The organism is Bradyrhizobium sp. CB2312 (assembly GCF_029714425.1).
Lineage (GTDB): Bacteria > Pseudomonadota > Alphaproteobacteria > Rhizobiales > Xanthobacteraceae > Bradyrhizobium.
Genome location: NZ_CP121668.1, coordinates 7135414 through 7152232, shown reverse-complemented (window position 1 = coordinate 7152232; position 16819 = coordinate 7135414). Strand labels below are relative to the sequence as shown.

Annotated in this window: 12 protein-coding genes and 1 pseudogene; 9 read left to right on the top strand and 4 right to left on the bottom strand. The window is 63.9% G+C overall.

The genetic code is table 11. The features are described from left to right. Positions 1-19: 19 nt before the first annotated feature. The gene (locus QA642_RS34785; RefSeq protein WP_283080921.1) at positions 20-1165 is read right to left on the bottom strand and encodes a fructose-1,6-bisphosphatase; all 1146 of its coding nucleotides are present in this window, start codon (positions 1163-1165) and stop codon (positions 20-22) included. A 637-nt stretch (positions 1166-1802) separates the two neighbouring features. Beyond that, positions 1803-2195, bottom strand: a complete 393-nt coding sequence (locus QA642_RS34780; RefSeq protein ID WP_283080920.1) for a hypothetical protein — start codon at positions 2193-2195, stop codon at positions 1803-1805. A 353-nt stretch (positions 2196-2548) separates the two neighbouring features. Between QA642_RS34780 and QA642_RS34775 the strand changes: the two genes are divergently transcribed. Further along, a complete protein-coding gene (locus QA642_RS34775) occupies positions 2549-3280 on the top strand; it encodes a hypothetical protein (protein WP_283080919.1) in 732 nt (243 codons plus the stop codon). A gap of 69 nt (positions 3281-3349) precedes the next feature. Here the strand turns inward: QA642_RS34775 and rocD are convergent, their stop codons facing one another. Together rocD and QA642_RS34765 are read right to left on the bottom strand one after the other, a co-directional pair. Continuing rightward, on the bottom strand, positions 3350-4564 hold the full coding sequence (gene rocD, locus QA642_RS34770; RefSeq protein ID WP_283080918.1) for an ornithine--oxo-acid transaminase: 1215 nt from the start codon (positions 4562-4564) through the stop codon (positions 3350-3352). A gap of 222 nt (positions 4565-4786) precedes the next feature. Further along, positions 4787-6019: a cytochrome P450 gene (locus QA642_RS34765; RefSeq protein WP_283080917.1), complete on the bottom strand. Its 1233-nt coding sequence runs from the start codon at positions 6017-6019 to the stop codon at positions 4787-4789. Positions 6020-6125: 106 nt separating this feature from the next. Here QA642_RS34765 and QA642_RS34760 point away from each other — a divergent pair, with 106 nt between their 5' ends. From QA642_RS34760 to QA642_RS34725, 8 genes and pseudogenes are all read left to right on the top strand, one after another. After that, positions 6126-6668 (top strand): phosphonopyruvate decarboxylase, encoded by a 543-nt coding sequence (locus QA642_RS34760; RefSeq protein ID WP_283080916.1) that lies wholly within the window; start codon positions 6126-6128, stop codon positions 6666-6668. After that, positions 6665-7255, top strand: a complete 591-nt coding sequence (locus QA642_RS34755; protein ID WP_283080915.1) for a thiamine pyrophosphate-dependent enzyme — start codon at positions 6665-6667, stop codon at positions 7253-7255. Before QA642_RS34760 ends, QA642_RS34755 begins: the two co-directional genes overlap by 4 nt. A 144-nt stretch (positions 7256-7399) precedes the next feature. Continuing rightward, the gene (locus tag QA642_RS34750) at positions 7400-8101 is read left to right on the top strand and encodes a TetR/AcrR family transcriptional regulator (protein ID WP_283087036.1); all 702 of its coding nucleotides are present in this window, start codon (positions 7400-7402) and stop codon (positions 8099-8101) included. Between the two features lies 1 nt (position 8102). Then, positions 8103-9293, top strand: a complete 1191-nt coding sequence (locus QA642_RS34745) for an efflux RND transporter periplasmic adaptor subunit (protein ID WP_283080914.1) — start codon at positions 8103-8105, stop codon at positions 9291-9293. A 68-nt stretch (positions 9294-9361) separates the two neighbouring features. Continuing rightward, on the top strand, positions 9362-12457 hold the full coding sequence (locus QA642_RS34740; RefSeq protein ID WP_283080913.1) for a MexW/MexI family multidrug efflux RND transporter permease subunit: 3096 nt from the start codon (positions 9362-9364) through the stop codon (positions 12455-12457). A gap of 145 nt (positions 12458-12602) precedes the next feature. Then, positions 12603-15184 (top strand): annotated as a pseudogene (locus QA642_RS34735) (cache domain-containing protein). Further along, the gene (locus QA642_RS34730) at positions 15181-15570 is read left to right on the top strand and encodes a response regulator (protein ID WP_283080912.1); all 390 of its coding nucleotides are present in this window, start codon (positions 15181-15183) and stop codon (positions 15568-15570) included. The pseudogene QA642_RS34735 and the gene QA642_RS34730 overlap by 4 nt, the downstream one beginning before the upstream one ends. Further along, complete coding sequence (locus tag QA642_RS34725; protein WP_283080911.1) at positions 15567-16817, top strand: adenylate/guanylate cyclase domain-containing protein; 1251 nt, start codon at positions 15567-15569, stop codon at positions 16815-16817. The genes QA642_RS34730 and QA642_RS34725 overlap by 4 nt, the downstream gene beginning before the upstream one ends. Positions 16818-16819: the final 2 nt, after the last annotated feature.

The following is a 16819-nucleotide window of genomic DNA, read 5'->3' as shown; positions in this document are numbered from 1 at the left end:
TTCTGGTTGGAGGCGGTCGCTACTCGGCCGCTTCCGGCTTGCGGTCGTCGCGCAGTCGAAAACGCTTCAGCAGTCCGGACACGGTGTCGCGGAAGCCGCCATATTCCAGTTCGGAATAGGGTAGCATGGCGGCGCCAGACCAGCCTTGGCTGCGCATCTCGATGGCCTTGCGCTGGGCGCGCCGGCGGACCTCATCCCATGCCGGGTTGTCGAAGAAATCGGTGTAGGACTCGGCAAAGCGGCCTTCCCTGTCGATCGAAAAGCCGACGCAAGAAACGATCGGTAGGCAGTACATGCCCGTAACGGACGTGTTGAGTGGCACCGGCATGAGCGGCATCACATGCGAGCCGCGTGCATCGCCGCCCACGAAGTGCGCTTTGGCGAACGGCGAGACTATTTCCTCCGGAGCTGGGAAAATCCCCTGGTTCCTGACGATCGCGACTGGATCATCCTTGCCGGTGTACTTGCCTGCGATCGCGTGGAGGCGCTGTGCCGAAACGGCCACGACGACCTCGCCATGAGTTCGAGAAATGATGCGATCGATGCCGAAGCGCTCGTTGTCGCGAAGCAGGGCGGCAATGTGGTAGCTGTCGGCGGGTGCGTCGAGCTCGAGTAGGCTGTCGCCGGCTGTGTTGTCCATGTCGATGACATGGAAACGGAAGCCCTTGATCATCGGAGGCAGCATCAGCCCGGCGCAGTACATGGGGTCGGCAAAGGCGAGATAGAGCGGCAGGTTGTAGGCGCCGGGGCCGCATTTGTCGGCCGCGAACACCATGAACGACTCCGCGGGTCGCACGCCGGAGAGGCTGTGGTCGAAGCTGAGCTCGGCGACGCCTGGGCCGGCGCCGCGAATGTTCCCGGAAGGCGCGTCGGCGAGAAGATCCTGGCCAGCGCCATAGAGCCCGGAGGTTTTCGCGACCGAGGTGGCCGCGAGGAACGCCTTCCAGGCGAGTTGATGGACCTCGGGGCTTCCTTCGCCCCGTGTGTGCGTCATGATGATCGCAATGTCGTCGCCGGTGTGGCAGATGAAACCGTCGATCAGCAGACCATTGCAGATCGCCTTGGCAACCTCGCCCTCCACAGCTGCGATCATGCGTGAAGACGGTTTCGTATGGCCGCCAACGGAGCCAACGTCAGCTTTGATGACTGAAAGAGTGAGTCTCATGAGCATTACTCCGATCCGCGCAGCTCAGCGCCTCCGCTCGGCGCTTGCTGCGCCGGGCACGGCGCTGCTCATTCGCGGACAAACGCCCGTCGCTCCGATAGGTTCCACGCACCCCATTCATCCGGTTGCCGGGATCATGCAGAGTTTTGCTTGGGACCATGCTTCACTATTCGCTGCGCCGCACGAGTCCGGTTCTAGCCGGGTCGCTAACTCGTTGTTGGCCGCAGCCGGTATTGCGGTCTTCCGACGCATGCGGCCTCAAGAGCAGGCAGCCTCAAGAGAAGTCCCGCGTCAGGGTCGTGGCGAACCGCTCGAGCGCCCGGTCGATCTCGAGCGGCTATACAGCTTGAGCCCAATTGCGGACAGGGTGCTGACGTCGGAAGACCTGGCAGGGCTACGCCGGCTTCTCGGAGATCGCGATCTTCTGCAACGACTGGTGGGACAAGTCGGTGGACGAGATGCTGCGCACCTGCATCGAACGGTATCGGACGGTGGTGTAGGTCCCACGCGCGCTACCCTCACGGGCTTGCGACCTGTTGCAGCGTGTTGAAGGCGCGCCTTCTGCTCGCTGCTTAGCGCGGCGGTACATTTCGCTATGTGGGTCGTCGAAAGGATCCGGAGCTACGATGAGGGTCGGCTATCTGCCGCTCTGAAAATGGGCTGCTATGTCTCCGACGGAGAGAGCAAAGATGGTCCACAAAATGATTGTCGCTATTCCGTATTTAATCCGGTTTCTCGCGCGAGTGACCATCGTTTTCAAGTCGTCAGGGAGCGCCAGAGCAATATCGTCCTGTCCCCAAAATTGTTTTGCGTACCAGGGGCTTTGCAGCGCCGTGTAGAACCAAGGAAAATTCGCGCCGTCGAAACGACTTCCAACCAACTTATACGTCGAATAGGCCGTTCGATGCATAGCAGCGCGGATAATATTCCGACTATCGGAATAGTAATGAACGACGCTCTTGAGATTTCTGTCCACATCGCCCTGCTTCACGATCATCAAACCATCAACCGTGCCGTCTGGATTGCCCATTGTAGCAGGCACCCCCCATAACGTCAGCTTCTGGCCCCAAGGCGGACACGGCGTTCGTGCTACCCGAGGGGGCTAACGCGGCAGAAGGAATTCCCCTCATTTTCTTCAGTGCTGGGCAAGCAATCGTTAGGCAACAACCTGAAACTGCAATTGTCGTAACCGCCATTTTATTGGTCCATGCCTGAAAATCCCTGAGTAATCCTGTCGTGGGAAGGCCGATGCTTCAGGTTGACTACTCCGATCAAGCCGGGAGCGGCTCGGATCACGGCGCGACTGCTCATCGCAGAGAGAGTGCGGTGCAAGGTGCGGCCGGTGGGGGAGGCGGAGGGGAAGACAGCCGAGGAGACCCGTAAATGAAATTCGCCGGCGCCATGACGCGGGTGTTCACCGCATGCGCGATCGTCTTCGCGCTTGCGTCCTGCGAAAGGCCACCAGCGCCGCGCGGGCAGGGTCTTTGGAGTTATTGGAGCACGGACATGACTCCCGTGAAGATCACCTTCAAGCGAATGGAGCCGGTGCCCGGAGTCAAACTCCCGCCGGACATGGTGATTCCGCGCGCCTATATCAAATTCGCGTTGCCTTACAAATGGCCGACACCGAAAACGATGCCGGATGTGGCGACCGATGTAGATGCTCTGGTGCTCTTTCTCGCGCACGACACAGGCGAGCCGCTGGCGATCGCCGAACGCCGGATTGCCAACTCCGACCCGGATGGCGTTGACCGGCGATTATACGCCTACTTCAACGTTTATTACGCTCCGACGAAGCGTGAGCCAGGATTCACTCAATATGAGAAGCCTCCTCCGCGGCCGGAGGCCTGGAAGCCAGGAATGCCGGTCGATGAAGATGGAATTGTGAGGGTGGAGTCGCCGAACGGCCTTTACAAGATCAGCGGGTGCAAAGTGAGCGGTGGCGAGCCACCGCGGCCGACATTGTTCTGCGCTTACTACGCTCGAATTACACCAAGAATAACGGTCGGCGCGAATTTCGCCGATTACCGCGCGATGGGCGGGCTGCCGTTCGCCGAGCGGGTTCTATCCGTGATCAAGAAAAAGTTGTGCGAGTTCAGCGATTGCTCAAACTGAAAATGTGAAAGCGGCTGCTTCCAGGCTCTTTCCGGATCTGGCGGCCATCCTCGTCCGACGCAGGCAGGCTCAAGCGAAATCCTGCGTCAGGGTGGTGGCGAGCCGCTCCAGCGCCCAGTCGACCTCATCACTGGTGACCACCAGCGGCGGGGCGATCCGGATCGTGTGCTCGTGGGTATCCTTGGCGAGGATGCCCTTGCCCTGGAGTGCCTCGCAGTAGCGGCGTGCGCGCCCGGCCTCGGGATGCAGCTCGACCGCCAGCATCAAGCCGCGCCCGCGGACGTCGCGGATCGTGTTGGCACGAATGTCTTTCAGGCCTTCCAGAAAGCGCGCGCCTTGCCTCGCCGCGTTCTCGATCATGCCTTCCTCGACCAGCACGCGCAGCGCCGCGCGCGCCACCGCGCAGGCAAGCGGGTTGCCGCCGAAGGTCGAACCGTGCTGCCCGGGTCTCAAGGTCCCGAGCACGTCGTTGTTCGAGAGCACGGCCGACACCGGATAGAAGCCGCCGGACAGGGCCTTGCCGAGCAGCGTCACGTCCGCCTCGATTCCCTCGTGCTGTTCGGCGAGCAGCTTGCCGGTGCGGCCGAGCCCGGTCTGGATCTCGTCCAGCACCAGCATCACATTGTTGGCGGTGCAGAGCTCTCGTACCTTCGTGAAATAGCCGGCTGGAGGAATGATGACGCCGGCTTCGCCCTGGATCGGCTCGACCAGAAAGGCGACGGTGTTTGGAGTGATTGCCTCCTCCAGCGCCGCGGCGTCGCCGAACGGGATGATCTTGAAGCCCGGCGCGAACGGCCCGAAATGTGTGCGTGTCTCGGGGTCGGTTGAAAAGCCGACGATGCCCAGCGTGCGTCCGTGGAAATTGTTGGCGCAGACGATGATCTCGGCCTGACCGTCGGGCACGCCCTTCACCTCGTAGCCCCATTTGCGCACCGACTTGATCGCGCTTTCGACCGCCTCGGCGCCGCTGTTCATCGGCAGCACCTTGTGGGAGCCGGTGAGCGCCGCGATCTCCTCGTAGAACAAGGCGAGCTGGTCGTTGTGGAAGGCGCGCGAGGTGAGCGTCAGCCTGTGTGCCTGTTCGACCATCGCCGCCAGGATCTTGGGGTGGCAGTGCCCCTGGCTGACCGCCGAATAGGCCGAGAGGCAATCGAGATAGCGGTTGCCTTCGGTATCCCAGACCCAGACGCCTTCGCCGCGCGACAGGACGACCCCGATCGGCTCGTAATTACGGGCGCCAAAGCGTGCTTCTGTTGCGACGAAATCAATGACCGAGGAGCTCATCTGTCATCACTCCTTGCTGCGCCGGTGTCAACCGACGGCCCGGCTGCGCTCAAACTGATGTGGGTAGCAGTCTGCCCGCTCGGAAGCCTTGATGCGCCCGGTGGCGCGGCGCGGCCTGATTTGCCCGAAATGTCAGATGCTTCTGCGTGGCCACAGGGCATCGCTCGCCGATCCACACTCTACTGTGCATGGGGTTGTTTTCGACCTTTTTGTTTCGAGGCCTCACCCGATCGCACAGGGCACGCTCAAGAACCCGCGGAACCGCACCCGTCCGCCACGCACCGGCTGGCCGTTGACGGCATAGTCCGGGAAGCGCGCCAGGAAGCGCGAGATCGCAATCGCCCCCTCCAGCCGCGCCAGCGCCATGCCGGCGCATTGATGCGCGCCGGTGGCGAAGGCGAGATGCCGGTTCGCCGTGCGGGCAACGTCGAAGCGCTCGGGGTCGGTAAACTGCACGGGGTCGCGGTTGGCAGCGCCAATGCACAGCGTCACCGACGTGCCGGCCTCGAGCATGACGCCGCCGAGCTCGACCGGTTCGGTCGTCATGCGGTTGCCGAGCTGGTTCGAGCTCTCGTAGCGCAACATCTCCTCGACCGCGGTCTTGATCAGGTCGGGGTTGTCGATCAGCCGCTGCTTCTGGTCCGGATTCCGGTCCAGCGCGACGAGGCCGTTGCCGATCAGGTTGGTCGTGGTCTCGTGGCCGGCATTGAGCAGGAAGATGCAATTGTGCAGCAGCTCCTTCTCGGTCAGCCGCTCGCCGTTCTCCTCACCGTTACCTTCTCCTTGGATCAGCCGCGTCAGCACGTCGCGCTCGGGATTGCCGGGCTTCGCGCGCCGGCGCGCCACCAGTGTTTCCAGATAGGCGAGGAAATCGGTCACCGCCTTGTTGCCGCGCGCGGCGACTTCAGGCGACACCACGGGTTCGAGCGCGCCAAGGATCGCAAGCGACCAGTCGCGCAGCGGCCCGCGTTCGTCATGGGGAACATCGAGCAGATTGCCGATCACCTCGATCGGAATGGAAGCGGCGAAGTCGTCGATGATCTCGCAATGGCCCTTGGCGGCGATGGCGTCGAGCAGGCCGTCGACCAGCTTGACGATGTCGCCCTCCATCCCCGCGATCGCGCGCGGCGACAGCGCGCCCATGATCAGGCGGCGCACGCGGGTGTGGGCCGGCGGGTCGTTGAAGACGAGGCTGGTGGTGTGGTGCTCGTAGAGCGGGGTGTCGCCGTATTTCGGCGCGAACTCGCGCTTCTTGTCCGAGCTGAAGGACTTCGTGTTCTTGTAGGTGGTGACGAGATCGTCATAGCGGGTCAGGAATACGGTGCCGTTGCGCAGGCGCTTGACCGGCTCGTTCTCCCGCAGTGCACGATAGGTCGGATAGGGATCGTCGTAGAATTCCGCCGTCAGCTTCTCCAGATCGAAGTTGGCCGCCAGTTCTTTCGCACTTGCGTTCATCCGCCATACTCGCCGGTTGAGACCGTTATGCTGTTTTCGCTCTTTCGAGCGGCTCGGCGCACCGTCTACAGTCGTGCCGTGATTTGCAAGCCGACCGGACAGGAAAATGCACGCCCGCGCTGACGCTGCCGACACGGCCCCGAACTGGCCCGACGATATTTTCGCGACCTTGCAACGCTTCGACGTCCGGCAGGTGCCTTACGTGCCTGATGCCGGCCATTCCAAGCTGATCCAGCGCGTGCTGGGCTCATCCGCGATGCGCGGCATTCCGCTGACGACGGAGGAGGAGGGCGTGGCGCTACTCGCCGGCGCCTGGGCCGGCGGACAGCGCGGCGTCCTGCTGATGCAATCGAGCGGCGTCGGCAATTGCATCAACATGCTCTCGCTGATCCCGATCCTGCGCTTTCCGTTCCTCACGCTCGTGACCATGCGCGGCGAGTGGGGCGAGTTCAATCCGTGGCAGGTGCCGATGGGGTCGACCACGCAGGGCGTGTTCGAGCTCTCCGGCGTCCAGGTGCTGCGCGCCGCGAACGCGGCCGAAGTGCCGGCCGTGATGGAGGCGGCCGCCGCGCAGGCCTACAACGCGCTCACGCCCACCGCCGTCCTGCTATCGCAGCGCCTGATCGGCGCCAAGGTGTTCACCAAATGACCAAAGCCAATCTCCTCGATCGCCGCCAGGTGGTCGCCGCGCTGCTGGCGAACCGCAAGGACGTCGTCGCGATCGGCGGGCTAGGTGCCTCCACCAACGACATCTGCGCGGCCGGCGACCACGCCCGCAATTTCTATCTGTGGGGCGGCATGGGCGGCGCCGCCATGATCGGGCTGGGCCTTGCGCTGGCGCAGCCCAAATTGCCGGTGCTGGTCATCACCGGCGACGGCGAGATGCTGATGGGGATGGGCAGCCTTGCCACCATCGGCCTGCAGAAACCGTCCAACCTGTCGATCGCAGTGCTCGACAACGAGGCCTATGGCGAGACCGGCGGCCAGACCAGCCACACCTCGGCCGCCGCTGACCTCGTCGGGGTCGCCAGGGCCTGCGGCATTGCCGACAGCCGGGCCGTGACCACCATGGCCGAGGTCGAGGCCTTCGCCAAAGCCGTCCACGACGTCTCCGCCGGGCCGCGCTTCGCCAATGTGAAGATCGACAACGCCAGCCTCGAGCGGATCCTGCCGACCCGGGACGGGACCTACATCCTCAACCGAATCCGCGGCGACCTCGGCTTCCAGCCCATCTAGGCCGGACCTCCTGATTCCGCTGCCATCGCCGGCCTGCACGCGCCCCGTGCAGGCCGCGTCGATTTCCACTGAATTTATAACGCATCTAGGTTGCGACGCAGCATTCTGCTTGACTTTTGCGTGGGTGAGTGCTTACTCACTAACATGAGCTCATTGCGAATGACGAGCGACCTGAGGCGTCAATTGATCCTCGGTGCCGCAAAACGCTGCTTTGCACGACATGGGTATAACGGCACCACGACCAAGAGCGTGGCGGCCGCCGCTGCCATTTCCGAAGCGCTGCTGTTCAAGCATTTCCCGTCTAAGGCGGCGCTCTACGCGGAAATCCTCAGCGACGAATGCGAAGCGGATCCGGCGCTGATCGATCTGCTCGAACGGCAGCCGTCGACGGCGACCCTGGTCGAGCTGATCCGCGGCATGGTTGAGCATTTCCTCGAGACCGCCGACGGGCCCGACCAGGAAGAGGCGCAGCGCCTGCGACTGATGGCCACGAGCCATTTGGATGACGGCGAATTCGCCCGTTTGCTATATGCCAAGATCGAGACGCTGATCGGCGCGGTGTTCGTCACCTCGCTCGAGCGCGCGGTGGGCGCCGGGGACGCGCGGCCATTCAGCGGCGATCCGCTCAACCTGTTCTGGTTCGCACATCACACGGTGATGATGGCGGCGCTGACCAGGCTGCCAGCCACGCCCTGTCTCGCCTACGGCAAGGCTGGTGATCTCGAGCGCCAGCTCTGTGAGTTTCTCCTGAGAGGTATCGGACTTAACGACGCCGCAATTGCTTTGCATCTGGGCCGCGCTTTGGCGCCGGGTGCCGGCAAGGCGGCGATTGCAGAAAGTGCATGACATGAACATCGTAGCTGAACACAAGATATCGGGCGAACCGATCGACAAGGCGCCGAAGCGGCCCGTGAAACCGGTCCGCTGGTTCATCATCGTCGGCCTGCTGCTGAGCTTGCTGGTCGGGGGGCTCGTCTGGTTCAACTATTTCCGCGGCCAGATGATCAAGCAGTTCTTCGCCAACAACAAGCCGCCACCGGTCGCCGTGAGCGCCGCCGAGGCGAAGTCGGAGGTCGTGCCGAACCTGCTCACCGCGGTCGGCAGCCTTGTCGCCGTGCACCAGGTCGACGTCAGCGCCGACGTCAATGGCCGCGTCACCGAGATCAAGTTCGAGCCGGGCGCGCATATCGAAGCCGGCACGCCGCTGGTGCAAATGTTCGACACGCCAGAGCAGGGCGACCTCGCCAATTACAAGGCGCAGGCGACCGTCGCGCAGCTGTCGCTCGACCGCGCCAAGCAGCTGGCCTCGCGCCAGTTCGGTCCGCAGGCGACGGTCGATACCGCGCAGGCCGCTTACGATCAGGCGATGGCCGGCATCGCCAAGACCGAAGCGCTGATCTCGCAGAAGCTGGTGCGCGCGCCGTTCTCCGGCGATCTCGGCATGCGCAAGGTCGAAGTCGGCCAGTATCTGACGGCCGGCACGGCGATCGTGTCGCTGACCGATCTGTCGGAACTGTGGGCCAACTTCACGGTGACCGAAAAGGATTCCGGCAGCCTCAAGGTCGGCCAGACCGTTCGGCTGAAGGTCGACGCCTATCCGGGCCGCAGCTTCGAGGGCAAGATCACCACGATCGAGCCGCAGATCGCCACCGACACCCGCAACATCCGCGTGCAGGCGACGATCGCCAATCCCGAGAAGATCCTCAAGCCCGGCATGTTCGTGACCACCACGGTGGTGCTGCCGGACAAGCCGGCGGTGATCACCGTGCCGGAGACGGCGGTCGACTACACGCTGTACGGCGACTCGGTGTTCGTGATCACCGAGAAGAAGGCAGAGGACGGCAAGACCAGCCTCTCCGCGGTGCGCACCTTCGTGCAGACCGGCAACCGGGTCGACGGTCGCGTCGAGATCATCAAGGGCGTGAAGCCCGGCGACAAGGTCGTCGCCGTTGGCCAGCTCAAGCTGCAAACGGGCGCGCCGGTGTCGATTTCGACCGATCCGGCTCCGGCGATCCCGGCGCAGCCGCCTCGCTACTGACAACATCCTCGCGTGATCCGGCCCGGCCGGATCACGTCTCTTGAGACAAAGAAATCGAGATCGCCGCGATGGCCTTTACCGATATTTTCATCAAGCGCCCGGTTCTGTCGGTCGTCGTCAGTCTGCTGATCCTGCTGATCGGCTTGCGCGCGGCGATGGTGCTACCGATCCGGCAATATCCGAAGCTGTCGAACACGGTCATCAACATCACGACCGTCTATCCGGGCGCGTCCGCGGACCTGATTCAGGGCTTCATCACCACCCCGATCGAGCAGGCGGTCGCCTCCGCCGAGGGCGTCGACTACATCACCTCGTCCTCGGTGCTCGGCACCTCGACGATCCAGGTCTACATCAAGCTGAACTTCGACCCGAACCAGGCGCTCACCGAGGTGCTGGCGAAGACCAACTCGGTCAAATACCTGATCCCGAAGGAATCCAACGACCCGATCGTCACCAAGACCACGGGCCAGACCACGGCCGTGATGTATCTCGGCTTCTCGTCCGAGGAGCTGTCGGGCTCGGCGATCTCAGACTATCTGACGCGCGTGGTGCAGCCGGTGCTGTCGACCGTCGACGGCGTCGCCTCGGCCGACATTCTCGGCGGTCAGACCTTTGCGATGCGGCTGTGGCTTGATCCGGTGAAGATGGCCGGCCGCAACGTGTCGCCGGCAGACGTTGCCGCTGCCATCCAGGCCAACAACTTCCAGTCCGCGGCGGGCCAGACCAAGGGCTATCTGATCGTCTCGAACGTCTCGACGAACACCGGTCTGACCGACGTCAACCAGTTCAAGAAGATGATCGTCAAGGCCAAGGACGGCGGCTTCGTGCGGATGGAGGACATCGCCACCATTGAGCTTGCCGCCCAGAGCACGGACGCGAGCGTCGCCTTCAACGGCGAGCACGCGATCTTCATCGGCGTGCAGGCAACGCCGCAGGGCAACCCGCTGACGCTGGTCAAGGGCGTCCGCGCGCTGTTCCCTGAACTGGAACGCAACCTGCCGCCGTCGATGAAGATGAAGGTCGCCTACGACTCCACCAAGTTCATCCAGTCCTCGATCGACGAGGTTGAGAAGACGCTGGGCGAAGCCGTGATCATCGTGATCGTGGTGATCTTCCTGTTCCTGGCTTCGCTGCGCTCGGTCATCATCCCGGTCGTCACCATTCCCCTGTCGATGATCGGCGTCTGCACCCTGATGCTGGCGCTGGGCTTCAGCTTCAACCTGCTGACGCTGCTCGCGATGGTGCTCGCGATCGGCCTCGTGGTCGACGACGCCATCGTCGTGGTGGAGAACATCCATCGCCATCTGGAAGAGGGGAAGACACCGGTCCAGGCCTCACTGCAAGGCGCGCGCGAAATCGTCGGTCCCGTCATCTCGATGACGATCACGCTGGCCGCGGTGTATGCCCCGATCGGCTTCCTCGGCGGCCTCACCGGCTCGCTGTTCCGCGAGTTTGCCTTCACGCTCGCGGGCTCGGTGATCGTGTCGGGCGTGATCGCCCTGACGCTGTCGCCGATGATGTGCTCGGTGCTGCTGAAGAACACCGAAGAGGGCCGCTTCGCCAAGCTGGTCAACAACGTGTTCGGCGCGATGACGCGCTGGTACGGCCGCAGGCTCGACCGCTCGCTCGACTACAAGGCCATCACCGGCCTGTTCGCGGTGACGATCCTCGGGCTCGTCGGCTTCCTCTACATGCACACCTCGAAGGAGCTGGCGCCTGAGGAAGACCAGGGCATCGTGTTCGCGGTGACCAAGGCGCCGAAATACGCCAACATCGACTATGTCGATTACTACGGCGAAAAGCTCGACAAGGAATTCCAGAAGTTCCCCGAGACCGATCTGCGCTTCGTGCTGAATGGCATCAACGGCCCGCAGGGCGGCATCGCCGGCATGCTGCTCAAGCCCTGGGAGGAGCGCAAGCGCTCGTCGATTGCGCTGAAGCCGCTGGTGCAGGCCGAGCTCTCCAAGATCGAGGGCGTGCAGGCGTTCGCGTTCAACCTGCCGCCGCTGCCGGGCGGGCCGGGCGGCTTGCCGGTGCAGATGGTGATCAACTCCACCGCGAGCTTCCAGACGGTCTATGAGCAGATGGAGAAGCTGAAGGACGCCGCGCGCAAGAGCGGCATGTTCATCGTCTCCGACAGCGACCTTGCCTACAACCAGCCGAGCGTGGAGGTCACGATCGACCGCACCAAGGCGCAGGATCTCGGCGTCAACATGCAGAACCTCGGCTCTACGCTCGCGGTCCTGCTCGGCGGCAACTACATCAACCGCTTCAACCTCGAGGGTCGCTCCTACCAGGTGATCCCGCAGGTGCCGCGCGGCAAGCGGCTCTCGCCGGAATCGCTCGGCGGCTATTATGTGACCACCAACACCGGACAGCAGCTGCCGCTGTCGACCGTGGTCTCGATCAAGACCAGGACCGACCCGAACTCGCTGACTCACTACAACCAGCTCAATTCGGCGACGTTCTCGGCGGTGCCGATGCCCGGCGTGACCGTCGGTGCCGCGGTCGACTTCCTCGAAGGCGAAGCCAAGAAGCTGCCGCAGGGGTTCAGCCACGACTATCTGGCGGACTCGCGTCAGTACGTGCAGGAAGGCAACCAGCTCGCGATCACCTTCGGCTTTGCGCTGATCATCATCTTCCTGGTGCTGGCGGCGCAGTTCGAGAGCTTGCGTGACCCGTTCGTGATCATGATCTCGGTGCCGATGGCGATCGTCGGCGCGCTGATCCCGCTGTTCTTCGGCGCTGCGACCATGAACATCTACACCCAGGTCGGCCTGTTGACCCTGGTCGGCCTGATCACCAAGCACGGCATCCTGATGGTGGAGTTCGCCAACGAGCTCCAGGTCAACGAGCGGCTCGACCGCCGCTCGGCGATCGAGATGGCGGCCCGCATCCGCCTCCGTCCGATCCTGATGACCACGGCCGCGATGGTGACCGGCCTGATCCCGCTTCTGACCGCCTCCGGCGCGGGCGCGGCCAGCCGTTTCTCGATCGGCCTGGTCGTCGTCGCCGGCATGTCGATCGGCACGCTGTTCACGCTGTTCGTGCTGCCCGCCGTCTACGTGGTGCTGGCGACCGACCACCGCGCGGCCGCCGATTCCGAGCGGAACAAGCAGGTCAACGCGCTCGACCTCGACGCCAAGGCGCTGCGGCCGACCTGAGGCGGCGGACAATCGAACGAAGAGAGAAGGGCGGCAACGGCGGGTCCGTTGCCGCCCTTTTTATGTCCCGGTGCCCGCGTCCGCCCTAAGGCTTAGGGCGAGCACGAGAGACAAGGTCGGGCCTTCTTGCTAGGTTCGGCGGGATATGACTCTCTCCCTCCATCCCGACACCCCGCAAGCCAGGACGCTGCCGAGCGCGGCCGCGGGCGGTGTTGCGTCCGGCGAGGCGGCGGGGCGAGGGATCAGGACCCGGCTGTTCACCAAATATGTCGCGCTGTTCGTGGCCGTCGTCGCCATCGCGCTGCTGGCCAACGGGCTGTTCGAGGTCTTCTTTTATTATCGCGAACACAAGGCCTCGCTGATCCGCGTCCAGCATGAGCAGGCCGAGGCGGCCGCGGCCAAGATCGGCCAGTTCGTCAAGGAGATCGAGAGCCAGCTCGGCTGGACCACGCAGCTGCCGTGGTCGGCAAGCTCGGTCGAGCAGCGCCGGTTCGACGCGCTGCGGCTGCTGCGCCAAGTGCCCGCGATCACCGAGCTCGCCCAGGTCGACGCGACCGGCAGAGAGCGGCTGCGCGTGTCGCGGCTCGCGATGGACGCGATCGACAGCGGGATCGATTTGTCCGATGACCCCAAGTTCACCCAGGCGGTCGCGCGCAAGGTCTTTTACGGACCGGTCTACTTCCGCAGGGATTCCGAGCCCTACATGACGCTGGCGCAGGCCGGGTCGCGCAAGGACGCCGGCGTCAGCATCGCGGAAGTCAATCTCAAGCTGATCTGGGACGTCGTGTCCCAGATCAAGGTCGGCCAGCACGGGCACGCCTACGTCGTCGGCCCGGAGGGGCGCCTGATCGCCCATCCCGATATCAGCCTTGTCCTGCGCAACACCGACATGTCGAACCTCGCGCAGGTGCGCGCTGCGCTCGCCGGCGGCGACACCATGGGCGCGCTTGCCGAAGCGCGCAACATCCAGGGACAGAGAGTGCTGACCGCATCGGCCCCGATCGAGCCGCTGCACTGGACCATGTTCGTCGAGCTGCCGGTCGAGGAGGCCTATGCGGCGCTCTATGCCGCGCTGGAGCGTCTCGCGCTCGTGCTGCTCGTCGCCTCCATCTTCGCGGTGCTTGCCGGGATTTTCCTGGCGCGCCGCATGGTCGGACCGATCCAGGCGCGCTGCGCGTCGGCGCCGAGCGGATCGGCGGCGGTGATTTCGCCCAGCGCATCTCGATCAAGACCGGCGATGAGCTCGAGGGTCTTGCGGACCAGTTCAACCACATGGGCGAGCGCCTGCAGGAATCCTATGCCGATCTCGAGAACAAGGTCGAGCAGCGGACTGCCGAATTGCGGGAAGCATTGCAGCAGCAGACCGCAACCGCCGATGTGCTGAAGGTGATCAGCCGCTCGACGTTCGATTTGCAAACCGTGCTCGACACGCTCGTCGCATCGGCCGCCCGCTTGTGTGATGCGGACGAAGGAACGATCTTCCGGCCGCGCGATGGCGTGTTTTATCTGGCGGCGAGCTGCGGTCTTGACGCTGAGCAGGAGACCAAGCTTCGGACGTTTGCCTCCGTACCGGAGCGGGGAAGCGTCGTCGGCCGGACCTTGCTCGATTGCAAGACAGTCCATGTTCCGGACGTGCAGGCGGACCCGGACTATGCGCCTTCGTCCGCGCGAAGACGCTCCAACGTTCGTACGATGCTGGGTGTGCCCCTGCTTCGCGAGGGGCTACCCATCGGCGTGTTCGTCTTGACGCGGCATGTCGTGCGGCCCTTCAGCGAGAAGCAGATCGAACTCGCCACGACGTTTGCAGATCAGGCCCTTATCGCGATCGAGAATGTCCGATTGTTCGAGGAAGTGCAGGAGCGCACAAGGGAGCTGTCGCGGTCCCTCGACGATCTGCGTGCCGCCCAGGACCGCCTGATCCAGACCGAGAAGCTCGCGTCGCTGGGTCAGCTCACCGCCGGGATCGCGCACGAGATCAAGAACCCGCTCAACTTCGTCAATAACTTCTCGTCGGTGTCGACCGAGTTGATCGACGAGCTCAACGACACCCTGCAAGCCGTGTCGCTCGATGCCAAGACGAAGGAGGACATCGACGAACTGACCGGCATGCTCAAGAGCAATCTGGAAAAGGTGGTGCAGCACGGCAAGCGCGCCGATTCCATCGTCAGGAACATGCTGCTGCATTCGCGCGAAGGCTCCGGCGAGCATCGCCCCAGCGACATCAACGCGATCGTGGAGGAGAGCCTCAATCTCGCCTATCACGGCGCGCGCGCCGAAAAGCCGGCCTTCAACGTCACGCTGAAGCGCGACTTCGACCCTGCCGCCGGCATGATCGATGTCTACCCGCAGGAGATCACCCGCGTCCTGCTCAATCTGATCTCGAACGGCTTCTATGCGTCCGCCAAGCGCAAGGAGAGCGCGCAAGACGGCTTCGAGCCCACCTTGAGCGCCGCCACGAAAGATCTCGGCGGCGGGGTCGAGATCCGGATCCGCGACAACGGCACCGGAATTCCGGCGGAGGTGAAGGCGAAGATGTTCAATCCCTTCTTCACCACCAAGCCGGCCGGCGAGGGCACCGGGCTCGGCCTGTCCATGAGCCATGACATCGTCGTGAAGCAGCACGGCGGCACGATCGACGTGAACACCGAACCCGGTGTATTCACCGAATTCATCATCACCCTGCCGCGCATGATGGCGGCGGGCGGCACTTCCGGAGGCAAGAGTTGAACGTCTACATCCTGGTCGTCGATGACGAGCCCGACGTCGAGGCGCTGTTCCGGCAGCAGTTCCGGCGCGACCTGCGCGCCGGCCGTTTCCAGATGGAATTCGCGCCGTCCGCGCCCGATGCGCTGAAGCTCGCCGCCGAGGTGCGCGATCCCTCGCTGATCCTGATCCTGTCGGACATCAACATGCCCGGCATGAGCGGGCTCGACATGCTGCCCAAGGTGCGTGCCGAGCATCCCGACGTTCCCGTCATCATGATCACGGCCTATGGTGATGCCGAGACGCGCCGCAAGGCGATCGAGCGCGGCGCCGTCGGGCTTTTGACCAAGCCGATCGACTTTGCGCTGCTGCGCCAGGAGATCGACACGAGGCTCGAGCAGGCAGCATGACTGCGACCATCCTCTTCGTCGACGACGAGCCGGATCTCGAGGCGCTGGTCCTGCAGAAATTCCGCAGGCAAATCCGCGACGGGATGCTCGCCATCATGTTCGCCCGCGACGGCCTGGAGGCGCTGCAATCGCTCGAGCAGAATCCGCAGGTCGACATGGTGGTCTCCGACATCAACATGCCGCGCATGGACGGGCTGTCGCTGCTGCAAAAGCTCCAGGAGGCCGAGGACAAGAAGTCGACCATTATCGTCTCGGCCTATGGCGACATGAGCAACATCCGCACCGCGATGAACCGCGGTGCGTTCGACTTCCTGACCAAGCCGATCGACTTCGCCGACCTCGAAGCCACGATCGACAAGACCATCCGTCACATCGAGATGCTGCGCGAGGTGCGGCGCCGCCAGATGGTGGCGGAGCGGGCCCATGCCGCATTGTCGCGCCATTTCTCGCCGGAGCTTGCCAAGCGTCTGGCGGCAAGCGGCGAGGGCGATGGGATCGAGGTGCAGTGGCGCGAGGTCGCCACCATCTTCACCGACATCACCGGCTTCACCTCGCTGGTCGAGAGCGCGCCGCCCGAGACGCTGGGCGAGCTCCTCAACGAGTATGTCGGCGGGATGACCGAGGTCGTCTTCGCGCATGAGGGCACGGTCGCCAAGATCATCGGCGATGCGCTCCAGGTGCTGTTCAACGCGCCGGGCGATCAGCCTGACTATGCGACGCGCGCGGTCGCCTGCGCCCATGATCTCGATGCCTGGGCGCAGGATTTTTGTGCGCGCCAGAGCGCCAAGGGCGTGAACTTCGGCGCCACGCGCATCGGTATTCACGCAGGTCCAGCCCTGGTCGGCAATTTCGGCGGCAACCGCTTCTTCGACTACACCGCCTATGGCGATTCCATCAACATCGCGGCGCGGCTGGAAGCCGCCAACAAGCATCTCGGCACACGCATCTGCGTCAGCGCCAGCGTTGCCAAGGCGGCGCAGAATTTTCAGGGCCGCCCCGTGGGCGAGCTGATGCTGCGCGGACGCAGCGAGCCGTTGCGCGCCTTCGAGCCGCTGCCGCAGGCCCAATTCGAAGCGCCGGAGACGGCGCTCTATTCCGAGGCCTTCGCCAAGATGGAGGCCGGCGATGTCGCCGCCATGCCGGCCTTTGCCGCGCTGGTGGGGATGCATGCCGAGGATCCGCTGGCCAGCTTCCACCTGAAGCGCCTGCTCAACGGCGCCAAGGGTATCCGCATGCAACTGGACTAGGA